This is a genomic window from Mumia quercus, assembly GCF_025506335.1.
Classification (GTDB): Bacteria; Actinomycetota; Actinomycetes; order Propionibacteriales; family Nocardioidaceae; genus Mumia; species Mumia quercus.
On record NZ_JANZYO010000002.1, the window covers coordinates 39936 to 57412 of the forward strand.

Annotated in this window: 12 protein-coding genes; 3 read left to right on the forward strand and 9 right to left on the reverse strand. The window is 72.2% G+C overall.

Features of this window, described 5'->3' with window-relative positions; genetic code table 11:
* The first annotated feature begins 9 nt into the window (after positions 1-9).
* Positions 10-1368, forward strand: a complete 1359-nt coding sequence (locus tag NYZ95_RS03580) for a CapA family protein (RefSeq protein ID WP_262848783.1) — start codon at positions 10-12, stop codon at positions 1366-1368.
* A 4-nt stretch (positions 1369-1372) separates the two neighbouring features.
* On the opposite strand, the gene NYZ95_RS03585 is transcribed toward NYZ95_RS03580, so the two are convergent.
* The 6 genes from NYZ95_RS03585 to NYZ95_RS03610 form a co-directional block, all read right to left on the reverse strand.
* Positions 1373-2383 carry a M28 family metallopeptidase gene (locus NYZ95_RS03585; protein ID WP_262848784.1) on the reverse strand — a complete coding sequence of 337 codons (1011 nt, stop codon included), beginning with the start codon at positions 2381-2383 and terminating at the stop codon, positions 1373-1375.
* A 27-nt stretch (positions 2384-2410) separates the two neighbouring features.
* On the reverse strand, positions 2411-2884 hold the full coding sequence (locus tag NYZ95_RS03590) for a regulatory protein RecX (RefSeq protein WP_262848786.1): 474 nt from the start codon (positions 2882-2884) through the stop codon (positions 2411-2413).
* 83 nt (positions 2885-2967) lie between these two features.
* Entirely contained in the window at positions 2968-4059 is a 1092-nt protein-coding gene (recA, locus tag NYZ95_RS03595) for a recombinase RecA (RefSeq protein WP_262848788.1), read from the reverse strand.
* 210 nt (positions 4060-4269) lie between these two features.
* Entirely contained in the window at positions 4270-6528 is a 2259-nt protein-coding gene (locus NYZ95_RS03600) for a catalase (protein ID WP_262848789.1), read from the reverse strand.
* A gap of 92 nt (positions 6529-6620) precedes the next feature.
* A complete protein-coding gene (locus tag NYZ95_RS03605; protein WP_262848791.1) occupies positions 6621-6815 on the reverse strand; it encodes a DUF3046 domain-containing protein in 195 nt (64 codons plus the stop codon).
* Positions 6812-9001: an MMPL family transporter gene (locus NYZ95_RS03610; RefSeq protein ID WP_262848792.1), complete on the reverse strand. Its 2190-nt coding sequence runs from the start codon at positions 8999-9001 to the stop codon at positions 6812-6814. The genes NYZ95_RS03605 and NYZ95_RS03610 overlap by 4 nt, the downstream gene beginning before the upstream one ends.
* A 145-nt stretch (positions 9002-9146) precedes the next feature.
* Between NYZ95_RS03610 and NYZ95_RS03615 the strand changes: the two genes are divergently transcribed.
* A complete protein-coding gene (locus NYZ95_RS03615; protein WP_262848793.1) occupies positions 9147-9977 on the forward strand; it encodes a TetR/AcrR family transcriptional regulator in 831 nt (276 codons plus the stop codon).
* Between the two features lie 91 nt (positions 9978-10068).
* Here NYZ95_RS03615 and NYZ95_RS03620 read toward each other — a convergent pair whose 3' ends face one another.
* The 3 genes from NYZ95_RS03620 to NYZ95_RS03630 are packed head-to-tail and all read right to left on the reverse strand — an operon-like array spanning position 10069 to position 12631.
* Positions 10069-10881 carry an ABC transporter permease gene (locus tag NYZ95_RS03620; RefSeq protein WP_262848794.1) on the reverse strand — a complete coding sequence of 271 codons (813 nt, stop codon included), beginning with the start codon at positions 10879-10881 and terminating at the stop codon, positions 10069-10071.
* Positions 10881-11708: an ABC transporter permease gene (locus tag NYZ95_RS03625; protein ID WP_262848796.1), complete on the reverse strand. Its 828-nt coding sequence runs from the start codon at positions 11706-11708 to the stop codon at positions 10881-10883. Before NYZ95_RS03625 ends, NYZ95_RS03620 begins: the two co-directional genes overlap by 1 nt.
* Positions 11705-12631, reverse strand: coding sequence for an ABC transporter ATP-binding protein (locus tag NYZ95_RS03630; protein WP_262848797.1), 927 nt, complete (start codon positions 12629-12631; stop codon positions 11705-11707). The genes NYZ95_RS03625 and NYZ95_RS03630 overlap by 4 nt, the downstream gene beginning before the upstream one ends.
* Before the next feature lie 244 nt (positions 12632-12875).
* On the opposite strand from NYZ95_RS03630, the gene NYZ95_RS03635 reads away from it, so the two are divergent.
* Complete coding sequence (locus tag NYZ95_RS03635) at positions 12876-17477, forward strand: ATP-dependent helicase (RefSeq protein ID WP_262848798.1); 4602 nt, start codon at positions 12876-12878, stop codon at positions 17475-17477.

The window sequence follows — 17477 nt, forward strand, 5'->3', positions numbered from 1 at the left end:
GCTCGGGGAATGGGACGCAGCGCGCTGCTCGTCGCCAGCCTGGTGCTCGCCGGGTGCACCGCTGAGCCTCCGCAAGCGGAGGAGAGCCCTTCGGCCGCCCCGCCACCGCCGTCCCGCACCCCGGCGGCCGAGCCCTTCCGCATCCTCGTCACCCACCACCACTCCCCCTTACGGGTGCTCTCGACGGACGGCGCGGCCCGCCTCCTCGACAGCGGCGCCGTGGCCGGGCTTCGCCTGCTCCGTGATCAGGAGCCCGCAGCCGTCATCGCCCGGGTCCGACGAGACCCCACCCTCATCGGCTACGTCCCGGCCTCCGCGGTCGACGAGACCGTACGGGCGGTGCGGGTGGGCAGCGTCGACCCGTTGCGCGATCCCACTGCCTCTCCGCTGCCAGGCGAGGGGCGGCCGTCCGATCAGGATGTGGTCACGCTCGCGATCACCGGCGACGTCATGCTCGGTCGCCGAGTCGGCGCCCGCCTGCGCCAGATAGGCGGGCCGACCTCAGTGTTCCGCCCGTTCCTCGGGCGGCTGGCCGCCGCCGACATCACCGTAGGCAACCTGGAGTCGACGCTGTCGCAGCGCGGCGCGCCGACGCAGGGCGGCGACTCGTTCGGCGCGGACCCGGGCGTGCGCGAGGCGCTGCGTGCCGCCGGGTTCGATGTAATCGGGCTCGCCAACAACCATCTCGGCGACTTCGGCCCCGCCGCGATGCGAGACACCTTCCGGCTGCTGCGCGAGGGCGGACTTGCGTACGTCGGCGCCGGCCACCACCGTGCGGAGGCCGAGCGCCCGCTCGTCGTCGAGCGGGACGGAACATCGGTGGGTTTCGTCGCGGTGGACTCGATCGGCGAGACTCCTGCGGCGACGGCGTCAAGCCCGGGGACCAACCGGCTCGACATGCCACCTCGTACCGGCCCGATGGACGAGCGTCGCCTCGCGCGCCTCGGCCAGCAGGTGCGCGCGCTCGCACGCCAGGTCGACACGGTGGTGGTCCTGGCGCACTGGGGCACGCAGTACACGAACGTGCCCGAGCCGTCGCAGCGACGCGTCGCCCGCGTCCTCGCTCGCGCGGGCGCCGACATCGTCGTCGGCGGGCATCCCCACTGGCTCCAAGGGCTCGAGCAGATCGGCGACACGCTCGTGGTCCACTCGCTCGGCAACTTCGTCTTCGACATGGACTTCCAGCGGCGGACACGGGAGGGCGCGGTCCTCGAGGTCGTCCTGTGGGACGGTGAGGTGAAAGGCGTCGAGCTCGTCCCGTACGTGATCGGGGAAGATTTCACGCCGCGCCCGGTCCGAGGGGCACGCACTCAGGCCGTGCTCGCCACCGCGTGGGAGACGAGCCGCGGCCCGTACGCCCTCCCCTGACGGCTCAGCGGATCCAGCGCCAGGCGACCGTGGCGACGCGGCGGAGCTGGAGGTCGTCGACGACCTCCGGACGGTCGCCCTCGGCGTGGTAGCCGGCGTACGGGATGCTGCCGAGCCGGGCGGCCGGGACGTCGGCCTTCTCGTACGACCAGTGGTCGCTGGCGCGGTCCTCGCACGTATTGGTGGGGATGCCGCCCGCGGCGTCGACCAGCGCGCGTACGACCCGGCCGTCGCCTGTGCCGCCGTCGCACACCGGGACGTACGGGGCCCGCACGCCGACGCGGTCCAGCGAGATCATGCCACGCACGGCCGCCCGCTCTGCTGGCGCCATCCGTCCCACCCGGTGCTGGGAGCCGAAGTGGTGGAGGTCGTCACCGGGCCCACGGGGCTCCTCGGCGCCGAAGGCCACGAAGCGTACGGGGAGCCGGGTGCCGTGGTCCGCGGCGAGACGTGCGAGCTCGCGGACGACCGCGACCCCCGACGCGTTGTCCTCGGCGCCGGGCGAGACCGCCACCGTGTCGAGGTGGGCCCCGACCACCAGGTGAGGCTGCGACGGGTCGAACCCGGGCGGGTCGGCGATGACGTTGAGGGAGCGCCCCGCGGTCACGGGCACGCCCCAGGAGTCACCAGCCGGGACGCGGAAGGTCTCCTCGGTGACGGTGTAGCCGAGTCGGCGCATCTCGGCGCCGAACCACGAGGCGGCCTCCCGGAACGCCGGTGAGGTCGCGTGGCGCGGGCCGACGCGTACGGCGAGGTGGCGGACCGCGGCGCGCATCGCGTCGACGTCGGCAGCAGGCAGCTCTGGCTTGGGCGGCTGGCCCGGTGACGGCCCGGTCGTCCCCGGCTCCCCCGGCCTCGGGGTGTCTCGCGGCGCGACGCCGTCCGGGTCGCCGGCACTCGGCTGGCCGGGGGTCGGCGACGTGGGCATCCGGTCGGCCTTCGGTGCGTCGGCATCCCCGCCGCACCCGCTCAGCAGCAGGAGAAGCGGGACCGCGGTGGCGAGGAGTGCGCGCACTCGCCCATGCTCCCACCGCGCCACTGCTCAGTCGTCCCAGTCACCGGCGGTGAAGGCATCGGCATCGGCATCAGCGCCGACCTCCTCGCGGACGATCCGGAACGCCAGCCCCGGGCCGTAACCTTTGCGACCCAGCGCTCCGACCAGACGCCGAACCTTCACCTGCTCGTCGACGTTGCGCAGCGAGCGGAGCTTTTTGCGGACGAGCGCACGAGCGGCCTCTTCCTCGGACTCCGGGTCGATCGCGTCGATCGTGTCACGCACGATCTCGTCGTCGACGCCCTTGCGCCGCAGCTCGAGCGCGAGCGCCCTCCCCGCGAGTCCGCGCGTCTGCTGACGCGAGCGCACCCAGAGCTGGGCGAACTCCTCGTCGTCGACGAGCCCGACCTCCTCGAACCGGTCGAGCATCCGCTCGGCGATCGCGTCGGGCACGTGGCGACGCTTGAGCTGGGCGGCGAGCTCGGCGCGAGACCGCGGCCGCTCCGCCAGCCGGTCGAGCAAGATCTTGCGTGCGACCGACTCGTGGTCGGGCTCAGGCCCGAGGTCGCGCTCGACCTCGGGCTCGCCCTGCCTTCGAGCGGTGCTCAGAAGTCGACCTCGACCTTGCCCGACTTCTTGCCGGGCTTGGCGTCAGGGACGACGTCGGCAGGCTCGTCCACCGCGGCACCGATGCCGAGGTGCTCCATGATCTTCTTCTCGAGCTCGTTGGCGAGGTCGGGGTTGTCGCGCAGGAAGTTGCGCGCGTTCTCCTTGCCCTGGCCGAGCTGGTCGCCCTCGTACGTGTACCAAGCGCCGGCCTTGCGGACGAAGCCCGCCTCGACACCGACGTCGAGCAGGCTGCCCTCACGGCTGATGCCCTGGCCGTACATGATGTCGAACTCTGCCTGCTTGAACGGCGGGGCCATCTTGTTCTTGACGACCTTGCAGCGCGTACGGTTGCCGACCATGTCGGTGCCGTCCTTGAGCGTCTCGATGCGCCGCACGTCGAGGCGGACCGAGGCGTAGAACTTGAGCGCCTTGCCGCCCGTCGTGGTCTCGGGCGAGCCGAACATGACGCCGATCTTCTCGCGGAGCTGGTTGATGAAGATCGCCGTGGTCCCGGCGCCGTGGAGGGCACCCGTCAGTTTGCGCAGGGCCTGGCTCATGAGGCGGGCCTGCAGACCGACGTGGCTGTCACCCATCTCGCCCTCGATCTCGGCGCGCGGCACGAGAGCAGCGACGGAGTCGATGACGATGATGTCGAGGGCACCGGAGCGGATCAGCATGTCGGCGATCTCGAGCGCCTGCTCGCCGGAGTCAGGCTGGGAGATCAGCAGCGCGTCGGTGTCGACGCCCAGCGCCTTGGCGTAGTCGGGGTCGAGCGCGTGCTCGGCGTCGATGAACGCCGCGATGCCGCCGGCGCGCTGCGCGTTGGCCACGGCGTGGAGCGCGACGGTCGTCTTGCCGGAGGACTCCGGCCCGTAGATCTCGACGATGCGACCGCGCGGAAGCCCGCCGATGCCGAGCGCGATGTCCAGAGAGGTCGCCCCGGTGGGGATGACCTCGATCGGGATCTTGCCGCGCTCACCGAGCCGCATCACCGATCCCTTGCCGTGCGAGCGCTCGATCTGCGCCATCGCCGCGTCGAGTGCCTTGTCGCGGTCCTTCGGTGCGCCCTTGCCGGGGTCAGCAGCCATCAGCGTGGTCCCTTCAACATGTCGTGTCCGCCGGTCATCTACGACGTTAGAGAGCGGCACTGACACTCGTACGGCTCGTACGGGCGCCTGTGGATGCCGAGTCTCCTCGTCGACCTGTGGGAGACTCTAGTCCGAACATCTGTTCGACGCGACTACCGGCACGCGCGTGTCGCGTGCCGGTAGTCGCGTTGTCCGTCTGCTGACGAGGTGCTACACGGAGACGAAGGCTCCGAAGCGGTCCCACACCCGGTGGAACGCCATGTCCTCCTGGACCTGAGCGAGCACCTCGGGCCCGCTCTCCCCCACGACGACGCCGAGGGCGTCGGCCGCGCCGAGGGCCTCGAGGACCGCGGCACCGGCACCCCACGCGCCGATCACCTTAGCGTGGCGGAAGGCCTCGTCGACCAGCAGCGCCACGCGCGGGTCGACGGTGGGCGGCGCCGCCGCGCCCGCCTTCGCGTCCCGCAGCGGCAGCGCGTCGGGCGCCGGGACAGGCGCCCCGGCGAGCAGGATCGCGTCGAACTCCACCGACCGCGCGGTCGCGAACGTCCGCTGCACCGGGATGTCCTGGACCATGCCGCCGTGCGGGGCGATCACCAGAGGCACCATGCCGGCTTCGAAGATCGTCGTCCGGACCGCCTCGACGCCGGAGAGGTCGCCGTCAGGGTCGACGACGATGCCGACCATCCGTCCGTCGGCAGGCCACGGCAGACCGACCTGCGACAGCGCCGGGCTGGGCACCGGCTCGGTCAGCTCGATCGTCGGCGCGGGGGCAGGCAGACCGAGCCCGGTGGCGACCTCCTGGCAGAGCACGGGGTCGATGTTGGCCAGGCACTGGAGCTGGCGCTCCTTGATCGCCTGCTCATAGCACTTGCCGAGCTCGAAGGTGTACGCGCGGATGATGTGCTCCTGCTCCACCGGCGTCATGCTCTTCCAGAACAGCCGCACCTGGCTGAAGTGGTCGTCGTACGAGGCGGGTTGCGCGCGCACCTTCGTGCCCTCGGCGACGCGCACCGCGAGGTGCTCGAAGGAGCCGTCGACGTCCGCGCCGGCGTGGAAGGGGCAGCCGCCGTCGAGCGAGTTCGGCTTGTACGGCGCCACACCGGCGTGGACCGCGTGCTGGTGGAAGCCGTCGCGGAACATGTCGTTGACCTCGGTGTGAGGCCGGTTGACCGGCAGCTGGTTGAAGTTCGGCCCACCGAGGCGGGTCAGCTGCGTGTCGACGTACGAGAACAGCCGCGCCTGCACCAGCGGGTCGTCGGTGGCGTCGATGCCGGGCACCAGGTGCCCCACGTGGAACGCCACCTGCTCAGTCTCGGCGAAGAAGTTGGTCGGGTTCGCGGTGAGCACCATCAGGCCGACGGGCTGCACCGGCGCCAGCTCCTCGGGAACGATCTTCGTCGGGTCGAGGAGGTCGATGCCCTCGAAGACCTGCTCCGGGTTGTCGGGGAAGACCTGCAGCCCCAGCTCCCAGGCCGGGTAGGCGCCCGCCTCGATCGCGTCGTACAGGTCACGCCGGTGGAAGTCCGGGTCCACGCCGCCGGCGATCTGCGCCTCCTCCCACGTGAGCGAGTGCGTGCCGAGGCGCGGCTTCCAGTGGAACTTGACCAGCGAGGTCTCTCCCGCCGCGTTCTCGACGCGGAACGTGTGGACGCCGAAGCCCTCCATCATCCGGTACGACCGCGGGATGCCGCGGTCGGACATGTTCCACATCGTGTGGTGCTGTGCCTCGGTGTGGAGCGAGACGAAGTCCCAGAACGTGTCGTGCGCGCTCTGCGCCTGCGGGATCTCGCGGTCCGGGTGCGGCTTGCCGGCGTGGATCACGTCGGGGAACTTGATGCCGTCCTGGATGAAGAACACCGGGATGTTGTTGCCGACGAGGTCGAAGTTGCCGTCTTCGGTGTAGAACTTCGTCGCGAAACCGCGCGTGTCACGGACCGTGTCCGCCGAGCCCCGCGACCCGAGGACTGTCGAGAACCGGACGAACGTCGGGGTCTCCACGCCTTCGCGGAGGAAGCCCGCCTTGCAGATCGCGTCGGCGGTGCCGTAGCCGACGAAGACACCGTGTGCTCCCGCTCCGCGGGCGTGCACGACCCTCTCGGGGATCCGCTCGTGGTCGAAGTGGGTGATCTTCTCGCGCAGGTGGTGGTCCTGCAGGAGCGTCGGTCCTCGCTCCCCTGCCTTGAGGGAGTGGTCGGTGTCGCGCAGGCGGGCCCCGACCGAGGTGGTCAGATAGGTCTCCTGCTGCGCCCGGGCGGTGACCGGCGCGCCGGTCGGCACGCCCGTGGCCGTACGGGTGGCCGGTGCGCTCTGGTCGTCCTTCGGCGGCAACGGCTTCCGCGGCTCGGTCGGCTCCGCCAAGCTCGGAGGCTCTGGACTCGGCGCTCCCGGGACGGCAGGATCGGTGTCTCCCGCGAGCCCGTGCGCGACCCGCTCGAACGTCTCCTTTGCCAGCTGCTTGAGATCCACTGGTACTCCTCGTTGCTCGAATTTGCCGGGCGTACGAGGGAGCGGTACCCGTTAAGGCCGCTTACAGACAGCCGAGCCCCGATCGGTTGCCGTCAGCGCTCCGACGGCGGCAGCTCCAGGGCGGCCCAGACCGCACGCCACACGGTCTTGGGCGCCACCCCGGCGTCGAGCGCCTCGGTGACGGTCCGCCCTCCGAGCTCGGCCAGCACCTGCTGGTCGGCCCAGACGCGGGCGTACCCGCCGCCGAGGTGCTTCTCCATGCGCTCCCAGAGCTCGCTGTGCCTCACCTGGTCAGTATGCGGGGCGTGTCCTGACCGGCTCCCGCGGAGGGAGCCGTCGCCGGCTCGGCACCGCCCTCCCGCAGGCCGTGCCGCTCCCACCAGCGTTGCAGCGGCCCCGGAGCCCACCAGTTCCAGCGCCCGAGAAGCCTCATCGTCGCCGGCACCATGACGAGCCGTACGAGCGTCGCGTCCAGGAGCAGGGCGACGAGCATGCCGACACCGATCATCTTCATGAAGACGATCCCCGAGGTGGCGAACGCGCCGATGACGACCGCGAGCAGCAGCGCCGCGCTGGTGATGATCCGCCCGGTCTTCTGCACGCCGGTCGCGACGGCGGTCTCGTTGTCGCCGGTCGCGTCCCACTGCTCGCGGATCCGCGACAGCAGGAACACCTCGTAGTCCATCGAGAGCCCGAAGAGGATCGCGAACATCAGGATCGGTTGGGTGCCGTCCAGGTAGCCCGACGAGGTGTAACCCAGCAGACCCTCGAGGTGCCCGTCGGCGAAGATCCACGTGACCACCCCGAACGCAGCCGTGATCGACACGATGTTGACCAGCACCGCCTTCACCGGCAGCACCACCGAGCCGAACGCGACGAAGAGCAGCGCCAGCATCGCCACCACGATCAGCCCGACCATCAGCGGCAGCCGGTCGCCGATCCCGTCGAGCATGTCCACGGTCTGGGCGCTCGGACCGCCGACGACGCTCTCGGCCGGCGCGTCGACGCCGCGAAGGTCGCGGACGAGGTCCTGCGAAGCACCGCTCTGCTCCTCGCCGCGCCAGGTGACGTCGATCAGGGTGCCGTCCGCACCCGCGGCCACCGGGCGTACGGTGGCGACGCCGTCGACCGCGCGCAGCTGCGCGGCGTACGCGGCGACCTCGGTCTCGTCCGTCGTGGCGACGAAGACCTCCGCGCCCGCGGTCGGCCCTCCGAACCCTTCCTCCAGCTTCTCGGTGGCCACCCGCGACGGCGCGTCCGCCGGGAGCGCCCGGTGGTCGACACTCCCCCACGAGGCCGACAGGAACGGGCTCGCGAGCAGCAGCAGGAAGCCCGTGACCAGCGCGAGGCTCACGACGGGGCGGGCCATCACCGCGTGGGCGAACCGCGCCCAGCCTCGCGATGCCGACCCGCGCGCACGGCGTCGCCACGGCATCGCGCCCGCCTCGACCCGCCGGCCCAGCAGCGCGAGCGTCGCCGGGAGGAGCGTGAGTGCGGCGACCATCGCGACGAGTACCGCCGCCACCCCTCCGTACGCCATGGACCGCAGGAAGCCCTGCGGGAACACGAGCATCGCCGACAGTGCCACCGCGACGGTGAGGCCGGAGAACAGCACCGTACGGCCGGCGGTACGCATCGTGGCACCGACCGCTGCGGCGACCTGCTCTCGGTCTCCCGCGTCGCGCACCGCCAGCTCGTCGCGGAACCGGCTCACCACGAACAGCGCGTAGTCGATCGCGAGCCCCAGGCCGAGCAGCGTGATGATGTTGACGGCGAAGACCGACACGTCCGTGACCGTCGTCAGCAGCCGCACCACGGCGAGCGCGCCGAAGATCGCGACCACCCCGATCCCCACCGGCATCAGCGCGGCCACCACCGACCCGAACACGACCAGGCTGAGCAGGAGGACGAGCGGCATGGACAGCATCTCGGCGCGGGCGATGTCCTCGGACACGATCGTGTTCACGTCCTCGAACACCGCGCCCTGACCGGCCACCGAGACGTCCAGGGTCGCGTCATCGACCGCTGGTGGGTCGAGCGCGGGGCGCACCTCGTCGTACGCCTTCATCCGCGCGTCCTGGGTCTCGCCCGCCAGCGTGACGAGCACGGTCGTGGCGTGGCGGTCCTCGGAGACGAGCCCGTCGGTGCCCGGTGGCCCGTACGCCGTCACGTGCGAGACGGCGTCGGCCGGAAGCCCGGCCACGACGTCGGCGACCGCGGCGCGGAACGGAGCCGCGTCGACGGTCATGTCCATGCTCTCGTACACCGCGACGACGTCCGCCCCGTGCCGTCCGACGGAGTCCTCGATCAGCCGGGTCGCGCGGTACGACTCGCTGCCCGGGTCCTCGAACCCGCCGTCGCTGAGGGCGCTGAACGCCCCCGTCCCGTACACGCCCGCGGCCACGACCACGAGCAGGCCGAGCACGAGCACCCCCTTCGCCCGCCGTGCGACGAAGCGTCCCCACCGTTCCATCGGATCTCCCCGTGCTCTTCGCGTGGTGAATAGGATTCACTTTGGTTAACGCCGTTTATCGCTAACACCGTTCACTATGATGAGCAGGGATAACCAATGTCAAGGGGTCCGCGACAACACGTGTCCGGACTGCCAAGGTGGGGAGATGACGATGCAGGGCGACAAGGCCGACGCGAGACCCTCACGGCGGGACCAGCAGAGGCGGGCCACCCTCGCGGAGATCGTCCGTACGGCACGCATGCTGCTCGTGGAGACCCACGAGATCTCGCTGCGGGCGGTGGCGCAGACGATGGGGATGACCGCTCCGGCGCTCTACCGGTACGTCAGCAGCCTCGAGGACCTCACGCTGCGCGTGGCCGCGCAGGTGTACGACGACCTGCTCGCGATCCTGGAGGAGGCTGCCGCCCCGTACGCCGGCGACCCCGCCGCACAGGTCGTCGCCGGCTCGACCGCGTTCCGGACCTGGTCGCTGCAGCACCCGCGGGAGTTCGGCCTGACCTTCGCCAACCCGATCACCAGCGCCGCCAAGGCCGTCGACCTGGGCGCCGATCTCGTCGGCGGGGACGTCGCCCCTCCCCCGGGCTCCCTGCCGATCGGTGCGGAGTGCACGGCCGCCGCGCACCGGTTCGGCAACTTCTTCGGTCGCCTCGTCGTCGCCATCTGGACGCAGCGCGGCTATCCCGAGCCCGGCCCCGTGCCGGCCCCGGCCGACGACGAGCTGTCGACCTCGCTGTCGTCCAAGATCGGCGCCGACGTCCCCACGGAGGCGTCGTGGGCGTTCGTCCGCGCCTGGTCCCGGCTGTACGGGACGACCGCGCTGGAGGTGTTCGGGCACATCGACGCCGAGATCGTCGACAGCGGCGCACTGTTCCGCGACACGATGAGCGACTGCGGAGAGATCCTCGGGCTGAGCGACCGCCGCGCCGACCTTCAGAAGGTCGTCACCGAGGTGCTCGAGGCCGAGACGACGCCGTGATCGCCCGCCCGTTGGTGCCTGGGTGGTCACCTCCGGCGTGCACGTGACCACCCAGGCACCAACGGTGCGGTCGGAACGGCCCAGGGACGCCTCAGCGCAGGATGAGCGACCCGACCCGCTGGGAGGCGACGCGCAGCCCGAGCGCGCCGAGGACCAGGAAGTAGACCACCGGCAGCCACAGGTCGGGTGTCACGTGGCCCGTCGTGAGCGACCGGATCAGGTCGACCGCCTGGTAGAGCGGGGTCACCTGCACCACCTGCTGGAGCCAGCCCGGGTACGCCGAGAGCGGGTAGAACGTCGCCGACAGCAGGAACATCGGCATCACCGCCACTTGGATCAGTTCGAAGTCCTGCCACGAGCGCATGTACGTCGACAGCGCCATGCCGCACGCGGCGAACGCGAACGCGACCAGCAGCGCGGCGGGGAGCGCCAGCACCGCCCACCACGACTCGGTCAGGCCCATCACGACCATGATCAGGACGAAGGCCGCGGAGTAGCCGGCCCCGCGCAGCGTCGCCCAGGTCACCTCCCCCACCGCGACGTCGACCGGACGCATCGGCGTCGCGAGCACCGCGTCGTACAGGTGCTCGTACTTCAGCCGGAAGAACACCCCGAAGGTGGCGTCGAACAGCGCGCCGTTCATCGCCTGCGTCGCGAGCATCGCGGGGGCGACGAAGACCGTGTACGGGACCTCCTGGCCGTTGTCGAGGGTGACGTCCCCGACGAGCGCCGCGACGCCCACGCCGATCGACAGCAGGTAGATCAGCGGCTCGAGGAATCCCGAGGCGAACACCAGCGGGTGGCGCCGGTAGACCAGCACGTTGCGGTCGACCAGCCGACCCGCGCCCGTACGCCGCTGGGCGTCGCGCCGCTGCCCTTCTGTGGGCGCCGTCGTCGTGCTCATCACTGCACCCCCAACCGTCGACCGAACGCCCGCCTGGCCCACCACCAGCCGACCACGCCGACCACCAGCAGGTACGCCACGTGCAGCAGCGCCCACGCGTCGAGGGTGTCCGTGCTGCACATCCGCGCGAGCTCCACCCCGTGCCACGCCGGCAGCGCGTAGGCGATCACCTGGACCCACTCGGGGAGCTGGCTGATCGGGAAGAACGCGCCCGAGAACATCGTCATCGGGATCACGCCGAGCCGGAACATCAGCGTGAGGGAGCTGTCGGAGCCGGTCCAGGCGGCGTACCCGACGAAGACCGCGCCGTGCGCCGCCCCGACGAGCGTCCCGGCCAGCACCAGCAGGAGGGCACCGCCGATCGAGGACAGCGTGCCGAAGAAGGCGAGCACGATCGTCAGCGCGACCGTCGCGCTCGCCAAGCGGAACGTCACGTACGACACGACGCCGTTGACGACGTCGACCGCGGCGAGCGGTGTCGAGGACATCGCGTACGCCATCTTGGTCCACTGGAACATCGCGTACACCGGATAGAGCCCCTCGCCCGCGGCCGCCGTCAGCGCGGACGTCGCGAGGATCCCCGGAGCGATGAAGACGAGGTAGTCGACGCCGCCGAGCGCCGAGTCGTCGTTCACGAAGCTGCCGAGCCCGAGGCCGAAAGAGGCCAGCATGATCACCGGCAGGATCGCGTACGAGAAGATCGAGCCGCGCCAGGTGCGGCGCAGCACCGTGACGTAGTACGGCACCTGGCGGCGTACGGCGGCCCACCGTCCCGGGTCGCCGGGCGGACGCTCGTGCAGCGTCCCCGAGATCGTCGGCGCGCTCATGCGTCGAGCGCCCGGCCGGTGAGGCGGAGGAACACGTCCTCCAGCGTGGACCTCCGGACGAGCGTCGACTGGGGTCGCAACCCTCGGTCGCCCGCCGCCTCCACAGCCTTCTCGCCGTCGGCGGTGTAGACGAGGACCCGGTCGGGCAGCACCTCGATCCGCTCCCCCAGGTCGGCGACCAGCTCCGCTGCGGCCTCGTTCTCGCCCACTCCCATCCGCAGCTCGACCACCTCGCGGGTGGAGTAGCGGCGGATCAGCTCGTGCGGCGCCCCCTCGGCGACGATCCGACCGTCGTCCATGACCACGAGCCGGTCGCACAGCTGCTCGGCCTCGTCCATGTAGTGCGTGGTCAGCACGAGCGTCACGCCGGTCTGCTTGAGCCGGTAGAGCTGGTCCCAGACGACGTGGCGCGCCTGCGGGTCGAGCCCGGTGGTCGGCTCGTCGAGCAGCAGCATCTCGGGGTTGTTCACCAGCGAGCGCGCGATCGTCAGGCGCCGCTTCATGCCGCCGGACAGGTCGTCCACCATCTGGTTGCGCTTCTCGGTGAGCTTGACGAACGCCAGCAGCTCGTCGGCCTTGGCACGGGCGTGCGCGCGCGAGAAGCCGAAGTAGCGCGTGTAGACGACGAGGTTCTCGTAGACGGTCAGGTCGGTGTCGAGCGAATCCTCCTGCGGGCACACGCCGATCCGCGCACGGATCTCCGAGCCGTCGGTCGCCGGGTCGCGCCCCAGGATCCGCAGCGAGCCGCCGCTCGTCGGCGACACCGCGGCGATCATCCGCATGGTCGACGACTTGCCGGCGCCGTTGGGTCCGAGGAAGCCGAACGCCTCGCCCTTCTCGACGACGACGTCGATCCCCTTGACCGCCTCGAACTCCCCGTACGCCTTGCGCAGCCCGTGCGCCTCGATCATCGCCTCGCTCACGCCTCCGACCCTAAGGACGTCGGGCGGGGATTGTCTTGTCGATATCAGTTAGCCGACCGTGCCTCCCCGCACGTCGTCGAGCACCGCTTGCTGGTTTGCCACGCTGGCGCGGGATCCCGTGGTTGGCGCGGCATGCTTGCCGCGCCAACCGGGGTTTGCCACGCTGGCGTGGAAAACCCCGCGGGCAGGGGTGAGCGTGCGCGGTCGACATGAACGTGTCAGCGACGCGAGGCAGGATGGACGGGTGCCCGACGTGCCCGACGTGCTCGACCGCTTCTCGCCCGCGACCGCGGCGTGGTTCCGCGGCGCGTTCCCGGCACCGACCGCCGCGCAGGCCGGAGCATGGGACGCCATCGCCCAGGGCAGCAACGCGCTCGTCGTCGCCCCCACCGGCTCGGGCAAGACGCTCTCGGCGTTCCTGTGGGCGCTCGACCGGCTCGTCACCGGGCCGGAGCCCGACGACGCCAAGCGGCGCACCCGCGTGCTCTACGTGTCGCCGCTCAAGGCGCTGGCCGTGGACGTCGAGCGCAACCTCCGCTCTCCGCTGGTCGGCATCACCCAGACCGCGAAGCGCCTGGCGGCCGACGGCGAGTCCGCGCTCCCCCGCGACGTCACCGTCGGCGTGCGCTCCGGCGACACGACGCCCGCCGAGCGTCGTACGCTCGCGACCCGGCCGCCCGACATCCTCATCACCACGCCCGAGTCGCTGTTCCTCGTGCTGACGTCGGCGGCGCGAGAGACGCTGCGCGGCGTCGAGGCCGTCATCGTCGACGAGGTCCACGCCGTCGCCGGCACCAAGCGCGGCGCCCACCTCGCGCTGACCCTCGAGCGGCTCGACGCCCTCCTCGAGACCCCGGCGCAGCGCATCGGCCTGTCCGCGACCGTCCGCCCGCACACGGAGGTCGCGCGGTTCCTGGGCGGCGCTGCCCCCGTACGCGTGGTGGCGCCGGAGTCCGAGAAGCGCTGGGACCTCTCGGTGGTCGTGCCGGTCGAGGACATGACCTCCCTGCCCACGCGGACGAGCGAGGGCGACGACGACCCCGATCCACGAGACCAGGCCTCGATCTGGCCTCACGTCGAGGAGCGCGTCGTCGACCTCGTCGAGCAGGCACGGTCGTCCATCGTGTTCGCCAACTCGCGCCGCCTCGCCGAGCGGCTGACCGCGCGCCTCAACGAGATCCATGCCGAGCGACTCGGCGCCACGCTTCCCGACACCGGCTCCCCCGCCGCGGCCACGCCCGGCCAGTCCGGCACCGCCGCGGGCGCCTCGCCGATCCTGGCACGTGCCCATCACGGGTCGGTCAGCAAGGAGCAGCGCGCCCTCATCGAGGACGACCTCAAGTCCGGCCGACTGCCCTGCGTCGTCGCGACCTCGAGCCTGGAGCTCGGCATCGACATGGGCGCGGTCGACCTCGTCGTCCAGGTCGAGTCACCGCCGTCGGTGGCCAGCGGGCTCCAGCGGGTCGGCCGCGCGGGGCACCAGGTGGGCGAGGTGTCGCGGGGAGTCGTCTTCCCGAAGCACCGCACCGACCTCCTCCAGGCCACCGTCACGATCGAGCGCATGGTCTCCGGCGCCATCGAGGAGCTGACCGTCCCGACCAACCCGCTCGACGTCCTCGCGCAGCAGGTCGTCGCCGCGTGCGCGCTCGACACCCTCGACGTCGACGAGCTGTACGAGACGGTCCGGCGGGCCGCGCCGTACGCGACGCTCCCCCGCTCCGCGTACGAGGCGACGCTCGACCTCCTTGCGGGCCGCTACCCGTCCGACGAGTTCGCCGAGCTGCGGCCGCGCCTGGTCTGGGACCGCGTCGCCGGCACGCTCACCGGCCGACCCGGAGCGCAGCGCCTCGCCGTCACGTCAGGCGGCACGATCCCCGACCGGGGGCTCTTCGGTGTCTACCTCGTCGGCGCGGAGTCCACCGCGCGCGGCAGCGCGCGCGTGGGCGAGCTGGACGAGGAGATGGTCTACGAGTCGCGCGTCGGTGACGTGTTCGCCCTCGGGGCGACGAGCTGGCGCATCGAGGACATCACCCACGACCGCGTGCTCGTCTCCCCCGCGTACGGGCAGCCCGGGCGCCTGCCGTTCTGGCGCGGCGACAACCCTGGCCGGCCGATCGAGCTCGGCCGGGCTCTCGGTGCCTTCACGCGGGCGATGGCGACCGGCGACCGCGACGAGGCGCGGGCCCGATGCGAGACCGCAGGGCTCGACCCGTACGCGATCGACAACCTCTTCGCCCTCGTCGACGAGCAGAAGGCCGCGACCGGGCGGGTGCCCGACGACACCCTGCTGGTCGTCGAGCGCTTCCGCGACGAGCTCGGCGACTGGCGTCTCGTGCTGCACTCCCCGCTCGGCCTCGCCGTCCACGCGCCGTGGGCGCTGGCGGTGGGTGCACGGGTGCGTGAGCGCTACGGCCTCGACTCCGCGAGCATGGCCAGCGACGACGGCATCGTCGTCCGCCTCCCCGAGACCGACGCCGAGCCGCCGGGCGGTGAGCTGTTCGCCTTCACCGCGGAGGAGATCGAGGACCTCGTCACCGAGGAGGTCGGCGGCTCGGCGCTGTTCGCGGCGCGCTTCCGCGAGTGCGCCGCCCGGGCCCTGCTGCTGCCTCGCCGTGACCCCGGTCGCCGCAGCCCGCTGTGGCAGCAGCGCCAGCGGGCCGCGCAGCTGCTGGAGGTCGCCCGGCGCTACCCGACGTTCCCGATCGTGCTCGAGACCGTGCGCGAGGTGCTCCAGGACGTCTACGACCTGCCGTCGCTGGTGCAGATGATGCGTGACCTGGAGAGCCGGCGCCTACGGATCGTCGACGTAGCGACCCAGGAGCCGTCGCCGTTCGCGAAGTCGCTGCTCTTCGGTTACGTCGCCGCGTTCCTGTACGAGGGTGACAGCCCGCTCGCCGAGCGCCGTGCCGCGGCGCTCGCGCTCGACTCGTCGCTGCTGTCGGAGCTGCTCGGCCGGGCGGAGCTGCGCGACCTCCTCGACGCCGAGGTGATCGCGCAGACCGAGGCCGAGCTCCAACGGCTCGTCCCCGAGCGCCGTGCCCGAGGCGCCGAGGGGGTCGCCGACCTTCTCCGGATGCTCGGCCCGATGACGTCGGAGGAGGTCGCCGAACGCTGCACCGAGCCCGCGGAGGCGTCGGCGTGGCTCGTCGAGCTGGCGGAGGCCCGGCGCGTGATCCGTGTCCCCGCGCCGTCGAGCGCGGGCGAGGCGGCCCAGTGGTGGGTCGCCGTGGAGGACGCCGGCCGCCTGCGCGACGCGCTCGGCACCCCTGTCCCGATCGGCGTGCCGGACGCGTTCGTCGAGCCGGTCGACGACCCGCTGGGCGACCTCGTGGCGCGCTACGCCCGGACCCACGGGCCGTTTGTCGCCGGCGACGTCGCCGCGCGCTTCGGCCTCGGGGTCGCGGTGGTGTCCGAGACGCTGCGCCGGCTCGCCGCCCACGGTCGCGTCACCGACGGCGAGTTCACGCCCGGCGCCGGCGGGTCGGAGTGGTGCGATGCCGAGGTCGTGCGGCGCCTGCGCCGCCGCTCGCTGGCCGCGCTGCGCAAGGAGGTCGAGCCCGTCTCACCCGAGACCCTGGGCCGCTTCCTGCCCGCGTGGCAGCACGTGGGCGGGCGGCTGCGCGGCGTCGACGGCCTGCTGACGGCGATCGAGCAGCTCGCCGGCTCATCGGTGCCGGCCTCGGCGCTCGAGCCCCTGGTGCTGCGCTCGCGCGTCCTCGACTACTCCCCCGCGATGCTCGACGAGCTCACCACCGCCGGCGAGGTCGTCTGGTCGGGGGTCGGCGCGCTGCCGGGCAACGACGGCTGGGTCTCGCTGCACCTCGCCGACACCGCGCCGCTGACGCTCGCGCCGCCGTCCGAGCTCGAGCTGAGCGCGCTCCAGGAGGCGGTGCTCGGCGTCGTCCAGTCCGGCGGTGCGTACTTCTTCCGCCAGCTCGCCGACGCCGTGGCAGCCGGCGGCGACACCTCGGCCCCCGATGCCGAGCTGGCCGACGCGCTCTGGGACCTCGTGTGGGCCGGCTACCTCACCAACGACACGCTGGCGCCACTGCGCACGCTGATCGGCGCCGGTCGCACCGCTCACCGCACCGCGCGCGCCGCACCGCGGCTGCGCGGGCGTCGTGCGCCGTCCTTCGCACGCCCGACGATGCCGACCCGTACGGGTCCGCCGACCGTGGGCGGACGCTGGGCGCTGGTCCCGCGCCCCGAGGACAACCCGACCGTCCGCGCGCACGCGACCGCCGAGCAGCTGCTCGAGCGGCACGGCGTCGTCACCCGCGGCACGGCCGTGAGCGAAGGGGTGACCGGTGGGTTCGCCGCCGTCTACAAGGTCCTGAGCGGCTTCGAGGAGGCCGGGCGGGCACGTCGGGGCTACTTCGTCGACGGCCTCGGCGCCGCCCAGTTCGCCACGGCCGGCGCCGTCGACCGCCTGCGCTCGTACGCCCGTGAGCCGGGCCAGGATCCCGAGCGGCGTGCCGTCACCCTGGCCGCCACCGACCCCGCCAACCCGTACGGGGCTGCGCTGGGATGGCCCGAGACCGGTGGCGGACACCGCCCCGGACGCAAGGCCGGCGCGCTCGTGGTGCTGGTCGACGGAGCGCTCTCGCTGTACGTCGAGCGGGGCGGGCGCACGCTCCTCACGTTCGACGACCTCGACGACCCGGAGGGCGCCGCCCGGCTCGAGCCGGCCATCGACGCGCTGGCGACCGCCGTCCGCGACGGCGTGCTGGGGCGCCTCACGGTCGAGAAGGCCGACGGCGAGGCGGTGCTGGGCACGGCGCTCGGCGAGGCGCTCGCCAAGGCGGGGTTCCACGCGACGCCGCGCGGCCTGCGGATCCGGGGCTGA

What these genes read in the sequence shown, in the direction of transcription:
- NYZ95_RS03580 (WP_262848783.1), top strand. Translation starts at nt 10, where the DNA reads ATGGGACGCAGCGCGCTGCTCGTCGCCAGCCTGGTGCTCGCCGGGTGC.
- recA (WP_262848788.1), bottom strand. Translation starts at nt 4,059, where the DNA reads ATGGCTGCTGACCCCGGCAAGGGCGCACCGAAGGACCGCGACAAGGCA.
- NYZ95_RS03610 (WP_262848792.1), bottom strand. Translation starts at nt 9,001, where the DNA reads ATGGAACGGTGGGGACGCTTCGTCGCACGGCGGGCGAAGGGGGTGCTC.
- NYZ95_RS03615 (WP_262848793.1), top strand. Translation starts at nt 9,147, where the DNA reads ATGACGATGCAGGGCGACAAGGCCGACGCGAGACCCTCACGGCGGGAC.
- NYZ95_RS03620 (WP_262848794.1), bottom strand. Translation starts at nt 10,881, where the DNA reads ATGAGCACGACGACGGCGCCCACAGAAGGGCAGCGGCGCGACGCCCAG.
- NYZ95_RS03625 (WP_262848796.1), bottom strand. Translation starts at nt 11,708, where the DNA reads ATGAGCGCGCCGACGATCTCGGGGACGCTGCACGAGCGTCCGCCCGGC.